Origin of the sequence: Rufibacter ruber (genome assembly GCF_001647275.1) — a bacterium.
GTDB classification, from domain to species: domain Bacteria; phylum Bacteroidota; class Bacteroidia; order Cytophagales; family Hymenobacteraceae; genus Nibribacter; species Nibribacter ruber_C.
In genome coordinates, this window is sequence record NZ_LRMM01000006.1 from 38655 (window position 1) to 56978 (window position 18324).

Annotated in this window: 12 protein-coding genes; 8 read left to right on the top strand and 4 right to left on the bottom strand. The window is 52.1% G+C overall.

The genetic code is table 11. The features are described from left to right. Positions 1-16 precede the first annotated feature (16 nt). Complete coding sequence (ispG, locus tag A8O25_RS03910; RefSeq protein WP_066831131.1) at positions 17-2032, bottom strand: (E)-4-hydroxy-3-methylbut-2-enyl-diphosphate synthase; 2016 nt, start codon at positions 2030-2032, stop codon at positions 17-19. 303 nt (positions 2033-2335) lie between these two features. Here ispG and A8O25_RS03915 point away from each other — a divergent pair, with 303 nt between their 5' ends. Next, on the top strand, positions 2336-2830 hold the full coding sequence (locus A8O25_RS03915) for a hypothetical protein (protein WP_153042575.1): 495 nt from the start codon (positions 2336-2338) through the stop codon (positions 2828-2830). A gap of 85 nt (positions 2831-2915) precedes the next feature. Here A8O25_RS03915 and A8O25_RS03920 read toward each other — a convergent pair whose 3' ends face one another. Further along, positions 2916-3308: a hypothetical protein gene (locus A8O25_RS03920; RefSeq protein WP_066831141.1), complete on the bottom strand. Its 393-nt coding sequence runs from the start codon at positions 3306-3308 to the stop codon at positions 2916-2918. 145 nt (positions 3309-3453) lie between these two features. Between A8O25_RS03920 and A8O25_RS03925 the strand changes: the two genes are divergently transcribed. Continuing rightward, positions 3454-3939, top strand: a complete 486-nt coding sequence (locus tag A8O25_RS03925) for a hypothetical protein (protein ID WP_066831144.1) — start codon at positions 3454-3456, stop codon at positions 3937-3939. A 288-nt stretch (positions 3940-4227) separates the two neighbouring features. Here the strand turns inward: A8O25_RS03925 and A8O25_RS03930 are convergent, their stop codons facing one another. Further along, positions 4228-6420: a glutamine synthetase III family protein gene (locus tag A8O25_RS03930; RefSeq protein ID WP_066831147.1), complete on the bottom strand. Its 2193-nt coding sequence runs from the start codon at positions 6418-6420 to the stop codon at positions 4228-4230. Between the two features lie 247 nt (positions 6421-6667). Here A8O25_RS03930 and A8O25_RS03935 point away from each other — a divergent pair, with 247 nt between their 5' ends. Together A8O25_RS03935 and mtaB are read left to right on the top strand one after the other, a co-directional pair. Beyond that, a complete protein-coding gene (locus A8O25_RS03935) occupies positions 6668-8515 on the top strand; it encodes an LTA synthase family protein (protein ID WP_074987938.1) in 1848 nt (615 codons plus the stop codon). A 503-nt stretch (positions 8516-9018) separates the two neighbouring features. Beyond that, positions 9019-10338, top strand: coding sequence for a tRNA (N(6)-L-threonylcarbamoyladenosine(37)-C(2))-methylthiotransferase MtaB (gene mtaB, locus A8O25_RS03945; RefSeq protein ID WP_066831153.1), 1320 nt, complete (start codon positions 9019-9021; stop codon positions 10336-10338). Between the two features lie 101 nt (positions 10339-10439). Here mtaB and A8O25_RS03950 read toward each other — a convergent pair whose 3' ends face one another. After that, positions 10440-11495: a bile acid:sodium symporter family protein gene (locus A8O25_RS03950; RefSeq protein WP_066831155.1), complete on the bottom strand. Its 1056-nt coding sequence runs from the start codon at positions 11493-11495 to the stop codon at positions 10440-10442. 538 nt (positions 11496-12033) lie between these two features. Here A8O25_RS03950 and A8O25_RS03955 point away from each other — a divergent pair. The 4 genes from A8O25_RS03955 (at position 12034) to A8O25_RS03965 (ending at position 18246) form a co-directional block, all read left to right on the top strand. Then, positions 12034-14478 (top strand): TonB-dependent receptor, encoded by a 2445-nt coding sequence (locus A8O25_RS03955; protein WP_066831158.1) that lies wholly within the window; start codon positions 12034-12036, stop codon positions 14476-14478. A gap of 333 nt (positions 14479-14811) precedes the next feature. Next, on the top strand, positions 14812-14961 hold the full coding sequence (locus tag A8O25_RS23175) for a hypothetical protein (RefSeq protein ID WP_161947689.1): 150 nt from the start codon (positions 14812-14814) through the stop codon (positions 14959-14961). A 205-nt stretch (positions 14962-15166) separates the two neighbouring features. Beyond that, positions 15167-17473 carry an outer membrane beta-barrel family protein gene (locus tag A8O25_RS03960; protein ID WP_241498924.1) on the top strand — a complete coding sequence of 769 codons (2307 nt, stop codon included), beginning with the start codon at positions 15167-15169 and terminating at the stop codon, positions 17471-17473. Between the two features lie 146 nt (positions 17474-17619). Next, on the top strand, positions 17620-18246 hold the full coding sequence (locus A8O25_RS03965) for an OmpH/Skp family outer membrane protein (RefSeq protein WP_074987933.1): 627 nt from the start codon (positions 17620-17622) through the stop codon (positions 18244-18246). Positions 18247-18324 lie beyond the last annotated feature (78 nt).

Sequence of the window (18324 nt, forward strand, 5' to 3'; positions counted from 1 at the left end):
GCTAATTTAAAATAATTTAATTATACGCCTCCACGCCCACCGGTTCTATCCAGTTGCCGTCTTCCCGTATCAGTTCAATCAGTTCATCTACGGCCCTTTCCTCAGGCACCGATTTCTTGATCACCTGTTGTCCGCGGTACAGCGCAATCTTGCCTTTGCCCACGCCCACGTACCCGTAATCGGCATCGGCCATCTCACCGGGACCGTTCACAATGCAGCCCATGATGCCAATCTTCACACCTTTAAGGTGGTCGGTGCGTTTCCGGATCATGGCGGTGGTTTCCTGCAAATCAAACAAGGTACGGCCGCAGCTGGGGCAGCTGATGTATTCGGTTTTGCTCATGCGCGTGCGGGCGGCTTGCAAAATCCCGAAGGCCAGTTTGTTCAGCCCTTCCAGCGTATAGCCCCACTCCTCTTTGCTGCGGTAGCTCAGGTCCTGGGTGCTGAGCATGACACCATCCCCGAAGCCGTCAATAAGCAATCCTCCTACGTCGGTGGCGGCGTAGAGCTGCACCTGTTCATCGGTGAGATCTTCGTAGGAACGTTTGATGATGACCGGCACGGGCTGTCCCTGGTTCATGAGCCGGATGAAGGCTTTGCGCTGCTCGGGCATGGCGTGTTCGTTCTCCGTTTCCAGAATCAGTACCACGTCTGGGCGGTTGTGCAGCGTTTCAATGAAGTCATTGGTGAGCTGCCCCAATGACACCTGCACGAAGTTGAGCTGTGGGTGCCAGGAATCGGCGGTTTCAAATTGCACCGCAGTGTAAAGCGGATACCGTTCCTCCCTTTTTTCGGCTTCCAGCCAAGCAGTATAATCTACAATTTCTTTTAAACCGTTGGGTAGCATGAAAGAAATAGGCGAGCTGCCGGTATACACGTAATCTGCGCCCTGGTCAGACATGTGGAATTTATCCAGCATAGCTGAATAGATATGTCCTACCGGCCGAAGGTCTTCATACGTGATGTCTTCCAACCGGCTCAGGTCTGCTACTACCCGCGGAACGTTGTGGCCGCCCAGGTTCAGCACTTCGCGGGTTTCACGGCGGTGGTACTGGAACGGGTTGTACGGCAGATGGCAGATGGGTTTGATGGGCGTATGGCCGGCGCGGGTGGCGTAACGGTCAATCAGCATTTTCGCCACGGGCGCTTCCAGTTCCGGAGCCTCGGTGAGGGAAACCCGCACGGTGTCGCCTAGTCCGTCTTCCAGCAAGGTGCCAATGCCCACCGCAGATTTCACGCGCCCGTCTTCGCCTTCGCCGGCCTCGGTTACGCCCAGGTGCAGCGGGTATGGTTGTAATCCTTCCTCCTCCAGTTTCTGCACCAGCAAGCGGTAGGCCTGCACCATCACCTGGGTATTGCTGGCTTTCATGGACAGCACCACGTCATAGTAGTTCAGGTCTTCGCAGATGCGCAGGAACTCCAAGGCGCTTTCCACCATGCCTAGCGGGGTATCGCCATAGCGGCTCAGGATGCGGTCAGACAGGGAGCCGTGGTTCGTGCCGATGCGCATGGCGGTGCCGTATTCCTTGCAGATGGTCACCAGCGGCGTGAAGCGTTCCCGTATCCGGTCCAGCTCGGCCTGGTAGGTGGCATCTGTATAGTCAATAACCTGAAACTTCTTTTTATCGGCGTAGTTGCCGGGGTTCAAGCGCACCTTCTCCACCAGGCGGGCGGCCAGCTCGGCGGCGTTGGGCGTGAAATGGATATCTGCGATCAAAGGCACGGTATAGCCGCGGGCGCGGAGTTCTTTCTTGATGAGACCCAGGTTTTCAGCCTCTTTCACGCTGGGCGCCGTGATGCGTACGTACTCGCAACCGGCCTCCACCATGCGTATCACCTGCTCCACTGATCCCAAGGTATCCATGGTGTCTACGGTGGTCATGGACTGTACCCGGATGGGGTTGTTTCCGCCCATGGCGAGGTCGCCTATCTTTACTTCACGGGAGAGGCGGCGGGTATAGTTGGTGAGGCTGGGGCAGTAAAGGCCTTCCAGCGAAAAAGAATCTTTGTTCAAGGGAAATGATGTTTCCATAGTACGTTAACCAATGGCCAAACCAGATTGTTCAGCGCCCGGCTTGTAAAAGTACGAGGTTTTTTTGAGGTGGCACAAGCCGTTGCTACCTGAAGATTTTCTAAGGCAGGTTAAAATTTATGCTCCAGCAACTGTCTCTGGTTTACATCATAACTGCTTCTATTAGAGGGATATCTAACGATTCAACTTACGATAATTGGCAGAAAAGACGGTTAAAAGGCCCCCTTAGGCCCATAGATATAGGTAAAGCGGCAACACCTGCCTCCCATTTACGTACTATCTATACCTTAACATCATCCCATTATGTCATTACTGTTTCTTTCCCAAAGCAAACGTCAGGCGGCCGCTTTACTGCGTAAGGCAGGCATGGATAACGTACAGATAACGAATACTATTCAGATCACCCGTGAAACGGCTGAGAACTGGTTGTACCAGGAGATGGAGCAAGGAAATCTGCCGTTGGTTTTCCAGATGGTCAAAGGAGATGTACTGGAGAAAGACTCGCAGTTGCTCTTTGATGAACTGAAAGACCTGGTGGTGGCCAAATTCATCATTCGGCAGGAGATGGATTATGAAACTGCCGCTAAGACGGCCACGGTGATTCTTCCCTTCATCTTAAAAAGGATGGTGGAGCTGATGCAGAAGAACCCCAAGTTCAAACAGTGGTGGGAAAATGTAGACCTGCGCAAACACCTGCCCACCAAAGAAGTCATTAAAACCAAAATAAGGAGGTTGGGCAGACCTTCTCCGGCAACAGTTCCTCAGACAACCGGGCTTTTGCCTGAATTTGCGTTTTAGGCCTGTTTTTGGAAAAGTAGCCCCAAAACGAAAACCAAAGCCACCTTTCCCGGGGTGGCTTTTCTGTTTAGAATAAACGGATGCGCTAAAAACTGGCCGGCGAAATTCCGCTCTCCGGTTTCCCCTCCCGTAGCTTAGGATCTTCCAGGCTGAGGTTGGCGTCTCCCCTCTCTTGCAGGCGGTCAAGGCGTTCCCCTATCCGGTCCCGCATTTCCTGGTCCTGTAGGTTGGTCTGCTGGTCTAAACCCAGTTCAGCGGGATTGCATTGCTGCTCTATCTCCTGGAGCTGAAAAACATAGGTATCTACCCGGTTAATGGCTTCAGACACAAAGTCGGCGGCATGGTCTGTTTCTTCTGAGATGCCTTCCTTTACTTGTTCGGCCTTCCTGATCTCTTGTTGTATAAATTCGGCGGCGCTGCCGCCTTTTGCCCGGTGCTGGTCCAGCTTCCGTCTAAAGTCACTGATGTCAAAATCCATAATGGTAGTAGGTTATAAGGGGGTGACTGTAAAAAATGAGCGTACGGAAATTTTTTTTCTTAGTTTTTGCCGAAACCCGTAACCCTGTCATTGCTTTGCGCGTAGCCCCAAAAAAAAGGCGACCCTTTAACTAAACCCCCACCTTATGTCACTCCCCTTCCTTCAGAAAAGTCATGCGTACGCTGCCCGTTTGTTGCACAAAGCGGGATTGACTGTCACTCAGATACCACAGGCCATTGAGGTGGCGCGCACCACTGTAGAGACCTGGCTCTCCCGTGAGTTGGAAAAAGGGAATGTGCAACAGGCAATGCAAGTGCTGAAAGGACAGCTGCAGGAGAAAGGCGCGCAAGTTTTGTTTGACCAGCTGAAGGAATTACTCCTGGTAAAACTGATCATTCACCTAGGAATCAGAAATGCCCTGGCCGGGTCTATTGCCGGTCTGGTGCTTCCGTTTGTATTGAAGCGGGTACTTGAGCTGACCCGGCAGAACCCTGCCCTGCAGAACTGGTGGCAGGAACAGGGCTGGCAGCGGCACGTGCCCACCCAAGAATCAATCAAAGAGAAAATCAAAACGGTTAGCCAGCGTCTCTCCCCTAACCGGACTTCTGAGGAGCAGCCCCTGTTTATCTAATGTTCTGTTTTGCTGTTTTTTCGAAAACAGCCCCAAAACAGCTGTCTCTTTCACTATACATAACAAAGGCCTCTACCGTAGTAGAGGCCTTTTTGTTTGTTTGTCAGAAATGTGATCAGGGCTTAAAGCATGTTTTATTTGTTTTTTGCGCTGAGAAAAAAGGTACTACAAAAGACTGACACCCCCATTTATTCGCACCATAGCGCTGCTATGCTGCTCAATAAACCGGTTCACCAGAACCTAGCCTTCCCCCAATTTCGCCGGCAAAAACCAAATTTGATCAAGCGCTTAGTGGCTGAAAAGCATCTCGCGGTATTTCACCAGTGGCCACTGCTCATCATCTACAATCAGCTCCAGTTTGTCTACGCTGTACCGGATGGTGTCAAAGTAGCTCTTGATGTTCTCATTGTACTGAATGGCACGCTCACGGGTATCTTCTACCTTGTTGGCTACCTTACGGGCCTCTACCATGGCCTCTACATTGGTTTTGATGGTGGTGAGGTGGCGGGAGATGTTCTTGATGGTGTCAAGGGTTGATTTGGTGTATTCATCATCTTCCAGTCCAATCTCACGCAGGCCTTTGATGTTCTGCACCAGTTTGGTCTGGTACGCCACAGCAGTTGGAATTACGTGGTTGGCAGCCAGGTCACCCATCACACGGGCCTCAATCTGTACGCGCTTGATGTAGTCTTCCAATAAAATCTCGTGACGGGCGTGTAACTCACGCTTGTTGAAGATGTTGTGCTTGGTGAACAGCTCCTCGGCCATCTCGTCTACCAGTTTGTCAAGGGCGTACGGGGTAGTCCGGATGTTGCTCAGCCCGCGGCGCTCTGCTTCCTCCTCCCACTCCTTAGAATACCCGTTTCCTTCAAACCGGATGTCTTTAGATGAGATGACGTACTCGCGCAGCACGTCAATGATGGCCACTTCTTTTTTCTTGCCTTTGGCAATGGCTGCCTCTACCGTGTTCCGGAACTCAATCAGCTGATCGGCTACAATGGCGTTCAGGATGGTCATGGCGTTAGAACAGTTCGCAGAGGAACCAACCGCTCTGAACTCAAACTTGTTACCGGTGAAGGCAAACGGGGAGGTACGGTTACGGTCTGTGTTGTCCAGCAGAATTTCAGGGATCTTGTCAATGCCCAGCTTCAGGTACATGTTGTCGCCTTTGTCTAAAGGAACTTTGGCGGTACGCTCCAGTTCATCTAGCACCTCGGTCAACTTTTTACCTATGAAAACAGACATGATGGCGGGTGGGGCCTCATTGGCTCCTAAGCGGTGGTCGTTGCTGGCAGAGGCAATGCTGGCGCGCAGTAAATCTGCATAGCGGTGAACCGCTTTGATGGTGGTAATGAAGAAGGTCAGGAATTGCAGGTTCTCCTTTGGTCTGCGGCCAGGCGCGAACAAGTTCACCCCGGTGTCAGTGCTCAGGGCCCAGTTGTTGTGCTTCCCGCTGCCGTTTACGCCGGCAAACGGTTTTTCATGCAGCAACACTTTCAGGTCGTGCTTCTCGGCTACGCGGTCCATCACATCCATCAGGATCTGATTGTGGTCTACGGCCAGGTTCGCCTCTTCAAAGGTAGGGGCGCACTCAAACTGGTTGGGAGCCACTTCATTGTGGCGCGTTCTCAACGGAATTCCCAACTTATGGGCTTCAACTTCAAACTCAACCATGAAGGCATGCACCCGTGACGGGATAGCACCAAAGTAATGGTCTTCCAGCTGCTGACCTTTGGCCGGGGCATGGCCAAATACGGTTCTGCCGGCCATTACCAGGTCAGGACGGGCGTTATACAGCGCACGGTCTACCAGGAAATACTCCTGCTCTATACCCAGGGTAGCGGTTACCCTAGAAACGTCTTTGTCAAAATATTGGCAAACATCTACGGCGGCTTTCTCTACCAGCGTTAAGCTTTTCAACAAGGGCGCCTTGTAGTCAAGTGCCTCACCGGTGTAAGAAACAAAGATAGTAGGGATACAAAGGGTCTTGGCACCGGTGCTCTCAATAATGAAGGCGGGCGAAGTGGGGTCCCAGGCGGTATAGCCGCGGGCTTCAAAGGTGTTTCTAATGCCCCCGTTGGGGAATGAGGAAGCATCTGGCTCCTGCTGCACCAGGGCGCTGCCCTTGAAGTTTTCAATAGCGCGTCCGTCTGAGCTGAGGTCAAAGAACGAATCGTGTTTTTCAGCGGTCTCCCCGGTTAACGGCTGAAACCAGTGGGTGTAGTGGGTGGCCCCTTTGCTTAACGCCCAGGTTTTCATGGCAGCTGCCACGGCATCAGCCAAATGGCGGTCTACTTTGCTGCCGGTTCTAATGGCAAACTGGAGGCGCTTGAAATAGTCTCCAGACAGGGTGGCTCTCATGGCCTCCAGTCCAAAAACGTTGCACCCGTAATAGTCAGAGATTTTCTCAGAAGGTTGCTTCACCTCTACTGGCGGCCGTTGGTTTACCAACTCAAGCGCCTTAAAACGAAGAATGGCCATTGATTTGTTTGTAGTTTTTTATTTAGATGACCAAATGTAGCACAAGAAATACAACATACAATAGATTAACCTCTGTTTTTAGGGTGTTTTTTACCCAAATTAACAGTTTGATCACTAACACCCCTTATTCCAGACAGTGTTTTATCAATTTTTCATAGTTTTTTCCTGCACAGAGGGTAAAAATAACAGGTGTTAGCTTTTACAGGGAGACACTCCAATGGACACGGAGAAAGAGTATATTTGCTTTGTGAAAAATATTATAGCCAGATCCTTGGCCTACTTCCTCTTCTGGACAGGCTTTTTTCTGATTTGCCGGGCGTTGTTCCTGAGCTACCAACACGCCAGGGCCGCTGAATTAACAGCCGCTGAACTAAGCAAGACCTTTCTCTATGGCCTCCGGATGGATGCCTCGTTTGCGGCCTACCTGAGTGTGATTCCCTTTCTGCTCTTCCTGAACGAAGCAGCTTTTAAAAAGCCGGTGTTTTTAAAGGTTGTCTCTGCCTACACCCTTATACTACTGCCCGTGATGGTGCTCCTGGTCATCTCTGACCTGGAGCTGTATTCGGCCTGGGGGTTTAGGCTGGATTCTACCCCGTTGCAGTACCTGAACACCCCGGCAGAGATGGCCGCTTCTGTGGCGTCTGCCCCTGTATTTATTTTACTGCTCCTGTTTGTTTTGCTATGGGCCGCCGGCGCTTTTGCCTTTATGTTTGTCAGGAACCGCTGGATTTTCTCTACCCCTAAAAAAAGGCAACACCTGGTGGTGGAGCTCGTGCTGAGCCTGCTGATGCTGGCGCTGCTGGTGTTACCCATTAGGGGCGGTTGGCAACAGATTCCGTTGAACCAAAGCGACGTGTATTTCTCCCAGAAGATTTTTGCCAACCACGCCGGGGTCAATGTTCCCTGGAACGTGATGCATTCCCTTATTAAGAAGAACCACAGCACCAGGAACCCGTACCTTTACCTGGGGGAAAACCAGGCTTCAGCGCTGGTACAGGACCTGTACACCCCAAAAGCAGATTCTGTCCCTTCCCTGCTTCGGGTGAAAAAGCCTAACATCCTGTTCATTATCATGGAAAGCTACACCGCCAAATTAGTGGGCGCATTGGGTGGGCCAGTTGGTGTAACCCCTAATTTAGATGCCCTGGCCAGAGAGGGGGTGCTTTTCTCCAATATCTATGCAGCGGGGGACCGCAGCGAAAAAGGCATGGTGGCTCTTCTGAGTGGCTACCCCGTGCAGACTACCACTTCTATTATAAAGACCCCCAAGAAGACAGAGCGCCTGCCCCAGCTGGCCTCTGAACTGAAGAAAGTCGGCTACCATACCAGCTATTACTACGGCGGCGAGCTGGCGTTTGCCAACATCAAGTCTTACCTGATCAACGGGCAGTATGATTTCCTGATGGAGAAGTCAGATTTCCCCCGTGAAAGTTACAATTCAAAATGGGGCGTGCATGACCATATCCTGTTTGAGAAGGTGCTCCAGGACCATCAGCAGCCCAGGCAGCCTTTTTTCACCACCGTTTTCACGCTCAGCAGCCATGAGCCCTATGACATTCCCATCCCGGCCAAGTTCAGGGGAAGGGACGAGGAAACCCAGTTTAAAAACTCCTTTTATTATACAGATTGGGCGCTAGGCAAGTTTATAGCTGAGGCAAAGAAGCAGCCGTGGTGGCAGAATACACTGGTGGTCTTGATCGCTGACCACGGACACCCCTTCCCTGGGCGGGATCAAAATGACGCCCCCAGCAAATTCAGGGTTCCGTTGGTTCTGGCCGGCGGGGCTTTGGCGGTGAAAGATACGGTAGTCACGCACATTGGCTCCCAGACAGATCTGGTGCCCACCCTGTTGCAACAGTTGGGGTTACCCCATGACCACTTCGCCTGGAGCAAGAACCTGCTGGACGCCAAAGCTACCCCGTTTGCCTTCTATGTTTTCAATGATGGGTTTGGCATGGTCACACCGCAGGGCACTGTCACCTTTGACAATGTGGCCAAACAACCCATTCAAAGAGACTCCGCCGTGTCTGATCTGCAGGTGGAACAGGGAAAAGCCTACATGCAAACCAGCTTTGCTGATTTCCTGAAGAAGTAAGCCGTTTGCGTTTTGGAGCTGTTTTCAGAAAAACAGCTCCAAAACGCAAATAATTTTGATACCTGCTCTTCAGAGGCATGGTATAATATAAATCTTACCGTCTGGAGACACTGACCACCTGTTGTCACAAGTTAAAACTCGCCTCTGTGGGCTTTATGAGGGGCCCACTGGCTTCTAAAGGAGCAGGTTAGCTTACATTGAAAGGGAAGTAGCGCTGGCGCTAGACCTTTGTCCAGTGACAACGGATGCTGCGGGTCTCCGGACTAGCCGGAGCCGCCGCTAAAAAATAGATGGCGTTTTCCCTGAAAGGCTGAGTGAAACATGGGTTGTGAAGTGTGAGCGTTTCTGCCTCTCCCAATCCCCGCCTCCTATTACTTTGGCATTGACAAGCTCTAGCGCTGGGCTGCGTTTTTGGCCTGTTTTTCTGAAAACAGGCAAAAACAGGAACTCAATGGCTGAGGCAAGCATTTCATGTACATTCTCCGTACCTTTGCCCCCTGATTATGAAAAAGGTAGCTTTCTATACACTAGGCTGTAAGCTGAATTTCTCTGAGACCTCTACCCTGTCGCGCATCTTCCAGGAGCGCGGGTTTGAGAAGGTGGAGTTCACCGACACGCCCGATATATACGTCATCAACACGTGCTCCGTCACTGACAACGCCGACAAGAAGTGCCGGAAAGTGGTGAAGGAAGCCTTGAAGCATTCACCCAACGCGTTTATTACCATTGTGGGCTGCTACGCTCAGCTAAAGCCGAAGGAAATTTCCGAAATCCCTGGCGTAGACGCGGTGCTAGGCGCCGCCGAGAAATTCCAGCTGGTAGACATTCTGGAGACCTTTGAGAAAAAAGACGCGCCGCAGGTGCATGCTAGCGCGGTGTCTGAGGCCAATACCTTCGTGAACGCCTATTCTTTTGGCGACCGTACCCGCACCTTCCTGAAAGTGCAGGACGGCTGCGACTACTCCTGCACGTTCTGCACCATTCCGCAGGCCCGCGGCAAGTCCCGGAGCAACACCATTGCCAACGTGGTGAAAGAGGCGCAGGAAATTGGTTTATCTGGGGTGAAGGAGATTGTGCTCACTGGCGTGAATACCGGTGATTTCGGGTTGCAGGAAGGCGTTCGCGTGGAGAATTTCTTCCAATTGGTGCAGGCGCTGGATCAGGTAGAGACCGTGAAACGCTTCCGGATTTCGTCTATTGAACCTAATCTTTTAAGTGAAGAGATTATTCAGTTCGTGGCAGGTTCTCAGCGGTTTATGCCGCACTTCCACGTGCCCTTGCAGTCAGGGAGCAACAAGATTCTGAAGCTCATGCGCCGCCGTTACCTGCGGGAACTGTACGCCCAGCGTGTGGACTGGATTAAAACCGCCATGCCGCACGCCTGCATTGGGGTGGACGTGATTGTGGGCTTCCCCGGCGAGACCGAGGAAGATTTCCTGGAAACCTACAACTTCCTGAACGAACTTAATATCAGCTACCTGCACGTGTTCCCGTACTCTGAGCGCGCCAACACGCTGGCCATTGATTTACCCGGTGCCGTGCCCCAGAAAGAGCGCAACCGCCGCGCCGACATGCTCCGCATTCTGTCAGAGAAGAAGAAGCGCGCTTACTATGAGAGCCAGATCGGTTACGAAGGCAAAGTCCTCTTCGAGGCTGACATCACCGATGGGTATATGGAAGGCTTCACCGAAAACTACGTGCGCGTGGTGGCCAAATATGACCCGGTGCTGGTGAACGAGGAAAAGCACGTGCGCCTCACCAACATCACCCCGGCCGGCCTCATGGAAGCCGAAGAAACGTATCACGAACTTCTGGCGCATTAATTTCCGCCTACTAAAATTACCTAACGTAATGGCCCGGCTTTCTTCTGAAGGCCGGGCCATTGCGTTTATAGCCTCTTTTTCTGAAATCAGGGCAAAACCAGCTACCCAACATTGGTATCCGGCTGCGCCGAAGCTCCTTTCCGGGCCATGCGCTGCGCCAGCATACTGGCAATGATGAGTTGAAGGGCATGGTAGAGCATGAGTGGCAGCAGAATGATGCCCACCGTGTTGGCATCTGGGAACAGCACCTTTGACATGACCGTGCCGTGCACCAGTGATTTCTTGGAGCCGCAGAACATAGCCGTGATGCGGTTCTCCCGGCTGAACCCCAGCAGGTTACTGATCAAAGACGTAAGCCCCGTCACCAACAGGAACAGCGCCACCATGGCCCCGCCCAGCAGAAAGATGTCCAGCGCGCTGAACCCCGCAAACATGTTTCGGGCGAAGGAATCGCAGAAGGACGAGTACACGATGAGCAGGATAATGGTCTGATCGAAGAGTCTCAGGCGGCTTTTCTGCGCCTCGGCAAAGGCCCCGAACTTCCGGTTCAGCAGAATACCCAAGGTCACGGGCAGCACCACCTGGAGCATGAGTTTCAGGATCACGCTGGTCAGGTCCATGTCGGCGGCGGAGCTGGTGCTGGTGAAAAAACTCATCCAGACGGGCGTCATGAACACGCCAATGAGGCTGGAAATGCTGGCGTTGAAGATGGCCGCCGGAATGTTGCCGCCCGCAATAGACACCATCACCACCGACGAAGACACCGTTGACGGCAAGGCCGCCACGTAAAATGCGCCCAGCCAAAGCGTAGGTGTGGCACTGTTGGGCGCTACCGCGTGGCTCCCCCACACCAAAAGGGGGAACAGCAGAAACGTGCTCAATTGCACCACCACATGCAGTCGCCAGTCGCTGAGGCCGGCTTTGAGTTTGGCGGGGCTCAGCCGAAGGCCGTAGAAGACAAAGATGAGCGCCACGCCGTAGGTGGTAACCTCCTCCAGCGGCAAAGGTCCGTTTTCTTCCCCCAACTCCGGCCACAGATAGGCCAGCACAATCATGGCCAGCAGAAACAGCAAAAAGGTATCCAGCCCCACGCGCTGCAAAAGCCCCGGCAGGCTAATTTTTTTCTTTGTGGCGCTGGCGGAGGTGACTTCTTTCATGTGCGGCTGGTTGGGAACGGCGAAGAATGGTTTTGCGAGGCAAAGGTACAAAGGTCAAATAAATTAAACCTCGCCTACCCATACCCTCCCGTAGGGGCAAAGGTTACTCTTTTACAAGAGGGAATTCCTTATCAGGAAGGGCCGGAAAAGCAGACGCTGTTTTTGCCTGTTTTTCCAAAAACAGTCAAAAACGCAAAGGGCACGAACCTTTTAGAGCAGTCTATGCTGTCGCATAGAAACTTTCTTTCCCGCTTTTACCCTGTCCGGTTATCACACACTTACTGTCCGATTCCGGACACTTGCAGCCTTTGATAAATTTCCCAAACAATTGTATATCAAATAATTGACATGTTTAAAAGCATTTGGTCAGAATCTTGCCAAACGGGATACAGCTGCTGTGCGATAGAAGCACGGGAAGCAGCCTATAGAAAGAAAATGATTCAGTGAAGCAACCAAACACCAACTAACTACATCTTTTCTTTCAAAGCGCTTGACCCCTTACTCCTACAACTGATCTAACTCCTTAGCATTCCCCTTTATGAAAAAAAGCTATCAACTCTTCCTCCTTGCTTGTCTCAGTCTCTGTTGTTTCTTTCAGGCCCTGGCCCAAAGTTCAACGGGTATTACCGGAACGTTGGTAGACTCCAAAGGCGAGCCGCTAAGCTACGGAACGGTGGCCCTGATCCGGAAAGCCGATGCGGCCGTGGTAGACGGGGCCGGCGTGGAGGTGAATGGCCATTTTAAGCTGAAGAGCCCCGCCCCCGGCACTTATTTCCTGAAAGTGACCGCCATGGGCTATGGCACGCTGGAGACTCCGGCGTTTGTGGTGAACCAGGCGGGCTTTCAGAAAGAGTTCGGGAAACTGGCGCTGGCCCAGGATGCAAAGATGCTGCAGGAAGTGACCGTAGAATCAATGCGCCCCACCATCATCAACCACCCAGACAAAATGGTGGTGAGCGTGGAAGGCACCGTAATGGCCGCCGGCAGCACCGCCATGGAAGTTTTGTCAAAATCGCCGGGCGTGTGGGTAGACCAGGACGGCAACATCCAGCTCAACGGCAAGGCGGGCGTACGGGTCATGATTGACGGCAAGCTGACCTACATGAGCGGCAAACAGCTGCAGACCATGCTCCAGTCCATGCCCGCCGACAATATCAAGGACCTGGAGATCATCACCAACCCTTCGTCTAAATTCGATGCCGAGGGAAACTCCGGCATCATCAACATCAACCTGAAGAAAAATCAGATGACGGGACTCAACGGCAGCGTGTACACCGGCTACCAGTACAACAAACTGCACGGCTACTCGGCGGGAACCAACATCAACTATAAGAGCGGCAAATGGAATTCGTTTTTGAATGCCGATTTCGGCCGCAGGCCCAACCTGCGCACCAACACCATGACCCGGCTTTTCCTGAACGAAGGCCAGCCCACCAGCTTTGATCAGCGCGGGCGCGAGGAGACTTTCAGAAATGTTCCGTCGGTGAGGCTGGGCACCGATTACCAGCTGAACGACCAACACAGCTTTGGGGCGATGGCGTATGTAATGACCGTAGACTATGACAATTCCTTCGTGACGGAGACGTACCTGCGCAACAGCAATCCTTTGGAAGACTCCCTCATCAGCGCCCGGAACCTGATTGACGCCGATTACTTCAACATCACCCTAAACGGGCACTACGCCTATAAACTGGATACCCTGGGCAGTTCCCTCACCGCCGACGTGGATTACGTGAAAATCACCGACAACAATGACGCCGGGTTCTTCAACAGCGGCCAGTACGTGAACCAGGCACCGCAGCTCCGGCTGGAGCAGTTGGGCAGCTACAATCCTACCACTTTCCATATCTACTCGGCCAAGGCCGATTTCACCCGCAAATTCCAGAACAAGAGCAAGTTGGAGGCGGGTCTCAAAGCCAGCTACGTGGAATCTGACAACGAGCTGCAGTTCTATTTTGTAGAGGGGAATTCCCGGCGGCCAGATTCCAAGCGCAGCAACCACTTTATATATAGAGAGAACATTTACGCGGGCTACGCCAATTACAGTGCCAACCTGGGCGAGCGTTGGAGCGTGCAGGCAGGGCTACGGGCGGAGCAGACGGTGTCTAAAGGCCGGTCAGTGACCCTGAAGCATACCACGCCCCGCCGTTACCTTGATTTCTTCCCCAGCCTGTTTGTTCAGCAGAAAGTGACAGACAACTACCAGTTGACCTACAACTACAGCCGCCGCATCAACCGGCCGCAGTACGATGACCTGAACCCGTTCATTTTCTACCTGGACCCTCTCACCTGGGCCCAAGGCAACCCGGCCCTGCGGCCGCAGTACACGCATTCGTTCCAGGTGTCACAGACGTTCAAGAAAGACTACATTCTCACGCTAGGTTACGCGCACACCAAAGATTTCATTGCAGAGATTCCGGTGCAGAACAATGAAACCAACACCACTATCTTTTCCCAGCGCAACGTAGATGCCTTCAAGAACCTGAACGGTACATTGGTGGTGCCGGTACGCATCATGAAGAAATGGGAGGCGAGCAACAACCTGGGCTTCGGGTTTCAGTCTTTTACCACGTATGTGCAGGAGAACCAGCCTATTTTGAACGAGCAGATCTACTACATGCTCAACTCCAACCATACCCTTCAGTTGCCGCACAAGATAAAGATGGAGCTGAACCTGGGCCTACAGGGGCCGCAGGCCTATGGGCTCTACACCATTGAGCGTACCTGGTGGCTGGACTCCGGTGTAAAGCGTTCTTTCCTGAAAGACAACCTGGACGTGAGCCTCACCGTGACCGATATCTTCAGAACCCGCAAGGTGGTGGGCTCTGCCAACTTTGACGGCAACATCAACGCCTTTGACCAGTACTTCGCGGCGCAGAGCTTTCGGGTGAACCTGCGCTACCGCTTCAGCAAAGGCCAGAAGTTTGAGATGCAGCGCCGTTCCACCAACCTGGAGGAACTCAACCGCGCCGGAGGCAACTAGAGGTCATTTCCTGCTGGCAATGGCCTTGCCATTAGAATACCTATTACTGCCTGACAAATGGTATTTTCTGTTTTTGGCCTGATTTTTAAAAAGTAGGCCGAAAACAGAAATTAAGATAGCCACCCTCCATGGAGGGAGCAGCTACTAATGATTTGCGTTTTGGGGCTGATTTGATAAAACAGCCCCAAACGCAAATTCTCGCTTACTCTACCAGGCCCTCCCTTTCCTCCAGAGAAAATATTTTTATTAAAACAGTACAGTACCTTGCGTTGCATAGTACCTTATTATATATTTGCTCCATCAACAGAAATAATTCCTCTAACCCCTACTACTATGGAAAATTACCAGCTCCTTCACCTCTTCGCCCAGATATTCCTCTTTTTGGCCACCTTCACCTTAGGTATGGTGGGGTATGTGCTGCTGTCTTCACACGTGGGTAAAAAAGTGCGTACAGGATCAAATCAGCCGCTCCGGTTTAGTTAAGGCTTTTTTTTTGATAATGTACCTTGCATTACATAGTACTATAGAAAAATAAAAACACTAATTTCTCTAACATGAAAAAGCTTTCTCAATTCCTCTTCTTACTGGTCGCCCTGGCCTTCACTGGCCAGGCTGCCATGGCCCAATCTACGGGTTCCCTCACCGGCCGGTAGTAGATGAAAAAGGCGAACCCCTCAGCTACGGCACCGTGGCCTTACTCAAAGCCGATGACAAGACTGTTCTCACCGGCACGTCCATTCAACTGGACGGGACATTCTCTCTGAAAACTCCCGGCAAAGGAACTTACCTGCTGCGCATCAGCGCCATGGGGTTTGCCCATCATGACCTGGCTCCCTTTGATGCTCCCGCGGCAGGTTTTACCCGTGATTTTGGGAAAGTAGTACTGAAACAGGATTCCAAAATGCTCAAGGAGGTGACCGTGCAGAACCTTCGGCCCAGCATAGATGTACAGCCCGATAAGATGGTGGTGAGCGTAGAGGGAACAGCCATGGCTGCCGGCAATACCGCTTATGACGTGCTGGCCAAGTCGCCGGGCGTATTTGTAGACCAGGACGGGAACATCCAGCTGAACGGAAAGCAGGGCGTAAAAGTGATGATTGATGGCAAACTCACCTACCTGGACGGCAAGCAACTCCAAACCATGCTGCAGGGCATGCCCGCAGACAACCTGAAGAATTTGGAGATCATCGCCAACCCATCGGCTAAATATGATGCGGAGGGAACCGGGGGCATCATCAACCTCAACCTGAAGAAAAACAACCTGGACGGGCTGAACGGCAGCGTGTACGGCGGTTACCAGAACAATACCAAAAGTGGCGGCAACGGCGGCCTCAACCTCAACCTGAAGCAGGGTAAATGGAGTTCATTTGCCACCGTAGACCTGGCCCAGCGCCCGCGCAAGAGAACCTTTACCATGGACCGTGTTTTTGCTAATGAAGGCACTACTGCTTTGCTTACCCAGGCAGGGAAAGAAGAAGGCAGTTCCTTCTCCCCTTCCCTGCGCGTAGGGACTGACTATGACCTGAACAAAAACCATAGCGTGGGCGGCACAGTAAGCCTTTCCAGCATTCGTTCCACCTCTGGGGTGGCCACTAATTCAGTTTTAGACGACCCAACCCAAGCAGGACGGCTGTACAACCAGACCACCACCCACAACAGGCAGCGGTACCACAGCGTCTCTTTCAATGCACACTATACCGGCAAACTCGACACTTTGGGCACTACCCTTTCGGCAGATCTTGACGTGGTGCGCATCAAAGACAGCACCCCCAGTGATTTCCTGAACCTCCAAACCTTCAGCTATAAACCAGGCTCGGAACAAGAATATTTTGAAACGCTTAACCCAACTGCGTACCAGATTTATTCGGCCAAGGTAGATTTTGTACGTCCGCTGCCGTCCATGAAAGGAAAACTGGAACTGGGCGCCAAGGCCAGCTACGTGGAGTCTGACAACCAGATAGATTTTTACAGCCTTGACAAGGGCGAGCAGGTGCAGCACAGTGTCCGGAAAGGCGACCATTTCATTTATGATGAGAAGATTCTGGCCGGGTACACCAACTTCAGCGCCAGCCTGAGCCCTAAATTCACGCTTCAGGCCGGTCTGCGGGCCGAATACACCAATTCTGAGGGAAATTCCATCCCTAATAATAAAGTGACTCCCCGCTCCTATCTGGACTGGTTCCCCAGTGTGTTTGTGCAGCAGAAAGTCTCTGGAAACTATATGGTCAGCTACAACTACAGCCGCCGCATCTTCCGGCCCCGCTACAGCAACCTGAACCCGTTCCGGTTTTACATTGACGCCAACACCTACGCAGAGGGCAACCCCTACCTGAAACCGGAGTACACCAACTCGTTCCAGGTAACCCAGACCTATAGGAAGAACTATAACCTGACCCTGGGCTACGCCCACACCAAAGATGATATCTCAGAGGTGCCTTATTTCTACCCAGAGCAAAACGTGATGGTCTTCCGGCAAAGCAACGTGGAGAGCGCCACCACCAACGCCACCCTGACAGTGCCGGTTACGGTCACCTCTAAATGGAACATGAGCAACAACGTAACGGTGGCATACCAGAAATTTCAGACGTTGGTAAAGGAGAAGGTCATTGAGAATGCGCAAACCATGTTCATGGCCCAAACCAACCACAACATCTTGTTGCCTAAAGGTTTCAAAGCCGAAGTCAACGGTTCGTACCGGGGCAAAGGGGCGTTCAACGTGTATAAAACAGATCCGGCGGGTTGGGTAGACGTGGCTGTAAAACGCTCTTTCTTTAAAGATAAGCTGGATGTGAACCTGGCCGTGACAGATATCTTCCGGACCCAGAGAATGAAGGGGATCTCTGTGGTGAACGGGAACACTAACAAGATTGACATGTACCACTCAAGCCAAAGCGTGCGCCTGAACCTGCGCTACCGCTTTCTTAAAGGCGAGAAATTTGAGGTGAAGCGCCGCAACGCCAGCCTGGAGGAGTTAAACCGGGCCGGCGGAAATTAACCTTCGCCCCTGACATTGCTTAGGCTTACAATATATTTTCTTAAATTGACCCACTAAACCTGCGGCCTGGGCAGTACTCAACGTAGCTGCCCAGGCTTAATTTGTAACCCTTATAGACCTTGACAGTGAGTATTTCAAGAAATTTGATGTTGGCTCTAGTAGCCGCCAGCACCTTTGCCGCCTGCAAAAATGAAACGCCCGCAGAGAAACCTGCGTCAGCAGCTGCCCAAGAAACAACGGCCGCAGATGATTCAACCGCCACGGCTGACCCTGCCGGCCAGACTCTTTCCCCCGCCCAGGCAAACCCAGAGATAGTGTACATCAATTCTGATTCGCTCCTGACCAAATACCAGTTTTTCAAAGATGTGAAATCACGCCTTGAGGCCAAAGCCAAACGCCTGGACAGCGATTTCAGAAGCAAAGGCGAGGCGTTTCAGCGCGAGGTAGGCCAGTTTCAGCAGCAGGCAGCCGGCATGACCCAGGAACAACGCGCCTCTACCGAGCAGCGTCTGGGCCAGAAACAGCAGCAATTGGCAGCCCAGCAGCAAAGTGCCGGCAACCAGTTGGCCAATGACGAGAACGAGGAGATGAAGAAGATCTATGAGAAAGTAGAGAGTTATCTTAAAAAGTTAAGTGCTGACCGCGGCTATAAAATGGTTTTAACCTATACCCGGGGCAACAGCGCTATTCTATACGGTGACAAATCATTAGACATCACCACTGAAGTAATCAAAGGCCTGAACGAAGAATACGCTAAAACTAAAAAGAAATAAGCTTATCTTACTTCTTCCTAAATCTAAAAAAGCCGACGCCACCGTCGGCTTTTTTTTGTGGGGGTGGGGTGGTGATTT

Excerpts from the sequence above, each read along its gene's own strand:
- ispG (WP_066831131.1), bottom strand. The coding sequence starts at position 2,032 with ATGGAAACATCATTTCCCTTGAACAAAGATTCTTTTTCGCTGGAAGGC.
- A8O25_RS03915 (WP_153042575.1), top strand. The coding sequence starts at position 2,336 with ATGTCATTACTGTTTCTTTCCCAAAGCAAACGTCAGGCGGCCGCTTTA.
- A8O25_RS03920 (WP_066831141.1), bottom strand. The coding sequence starts at position 3,308 with ATGGATTTTGACATCAGTGACTTTAGACGGAAGCTGGACCAGCACCGG.
- A8O25_RS03925 (WP_066831144.1), top strand. The coding sequence starts at position 3,454 with ATGTCACTCCCCTTCCTTCAGAAAAGTCATGCGTACGCTGCCCGTTTG.
- A8O25_RS03930 (WP_066831147.1), bottom strand. The coding sequence starts at position 6,420 with ATGGCCATTCTTCGTTTTAAGGCGCTTGAGTTGGTAAACCAACGGCCG.
- mtaB (WP_066831153.1), top strand. The coding sequence starts at position 9,019 with ATGAAAAAGGTAGCTTTCTATACACTAGGCTGTAAGCTGAATTTCTCT.
- A8O25_RS03950 (WP_066831155.1), bottom strand. The coding sequence starts at position 11,495 with ATGAAAGAAGTCACCTCCGCCAGCGCCACAAAGAAAAAAATTAGCCTG.
- A8O25_RS03955 (WP_066831158.1), top strand. The coding sequence starts at position 12,034 with ATGAAAAAAAGCTATCAACTCTTCCTCCTTGCTTGTCTCAGTCTCTGT.
- A8O25_RS23175 (WP_161947689.1), top strand. The coding sequence starts at position 14,812 with ATGGAAAATTACCAGCTCCTTCACCTCTTCGCCCAGATATTCCTCTTT.
- A8O25_RS03965 (WP_074987933.1), top strand. The coding sequence starts at position 17,620 with ATGTTGGCTCTAGTAGCCGCCAGCACCTTTGCCGCCTGCAAAAATGAA.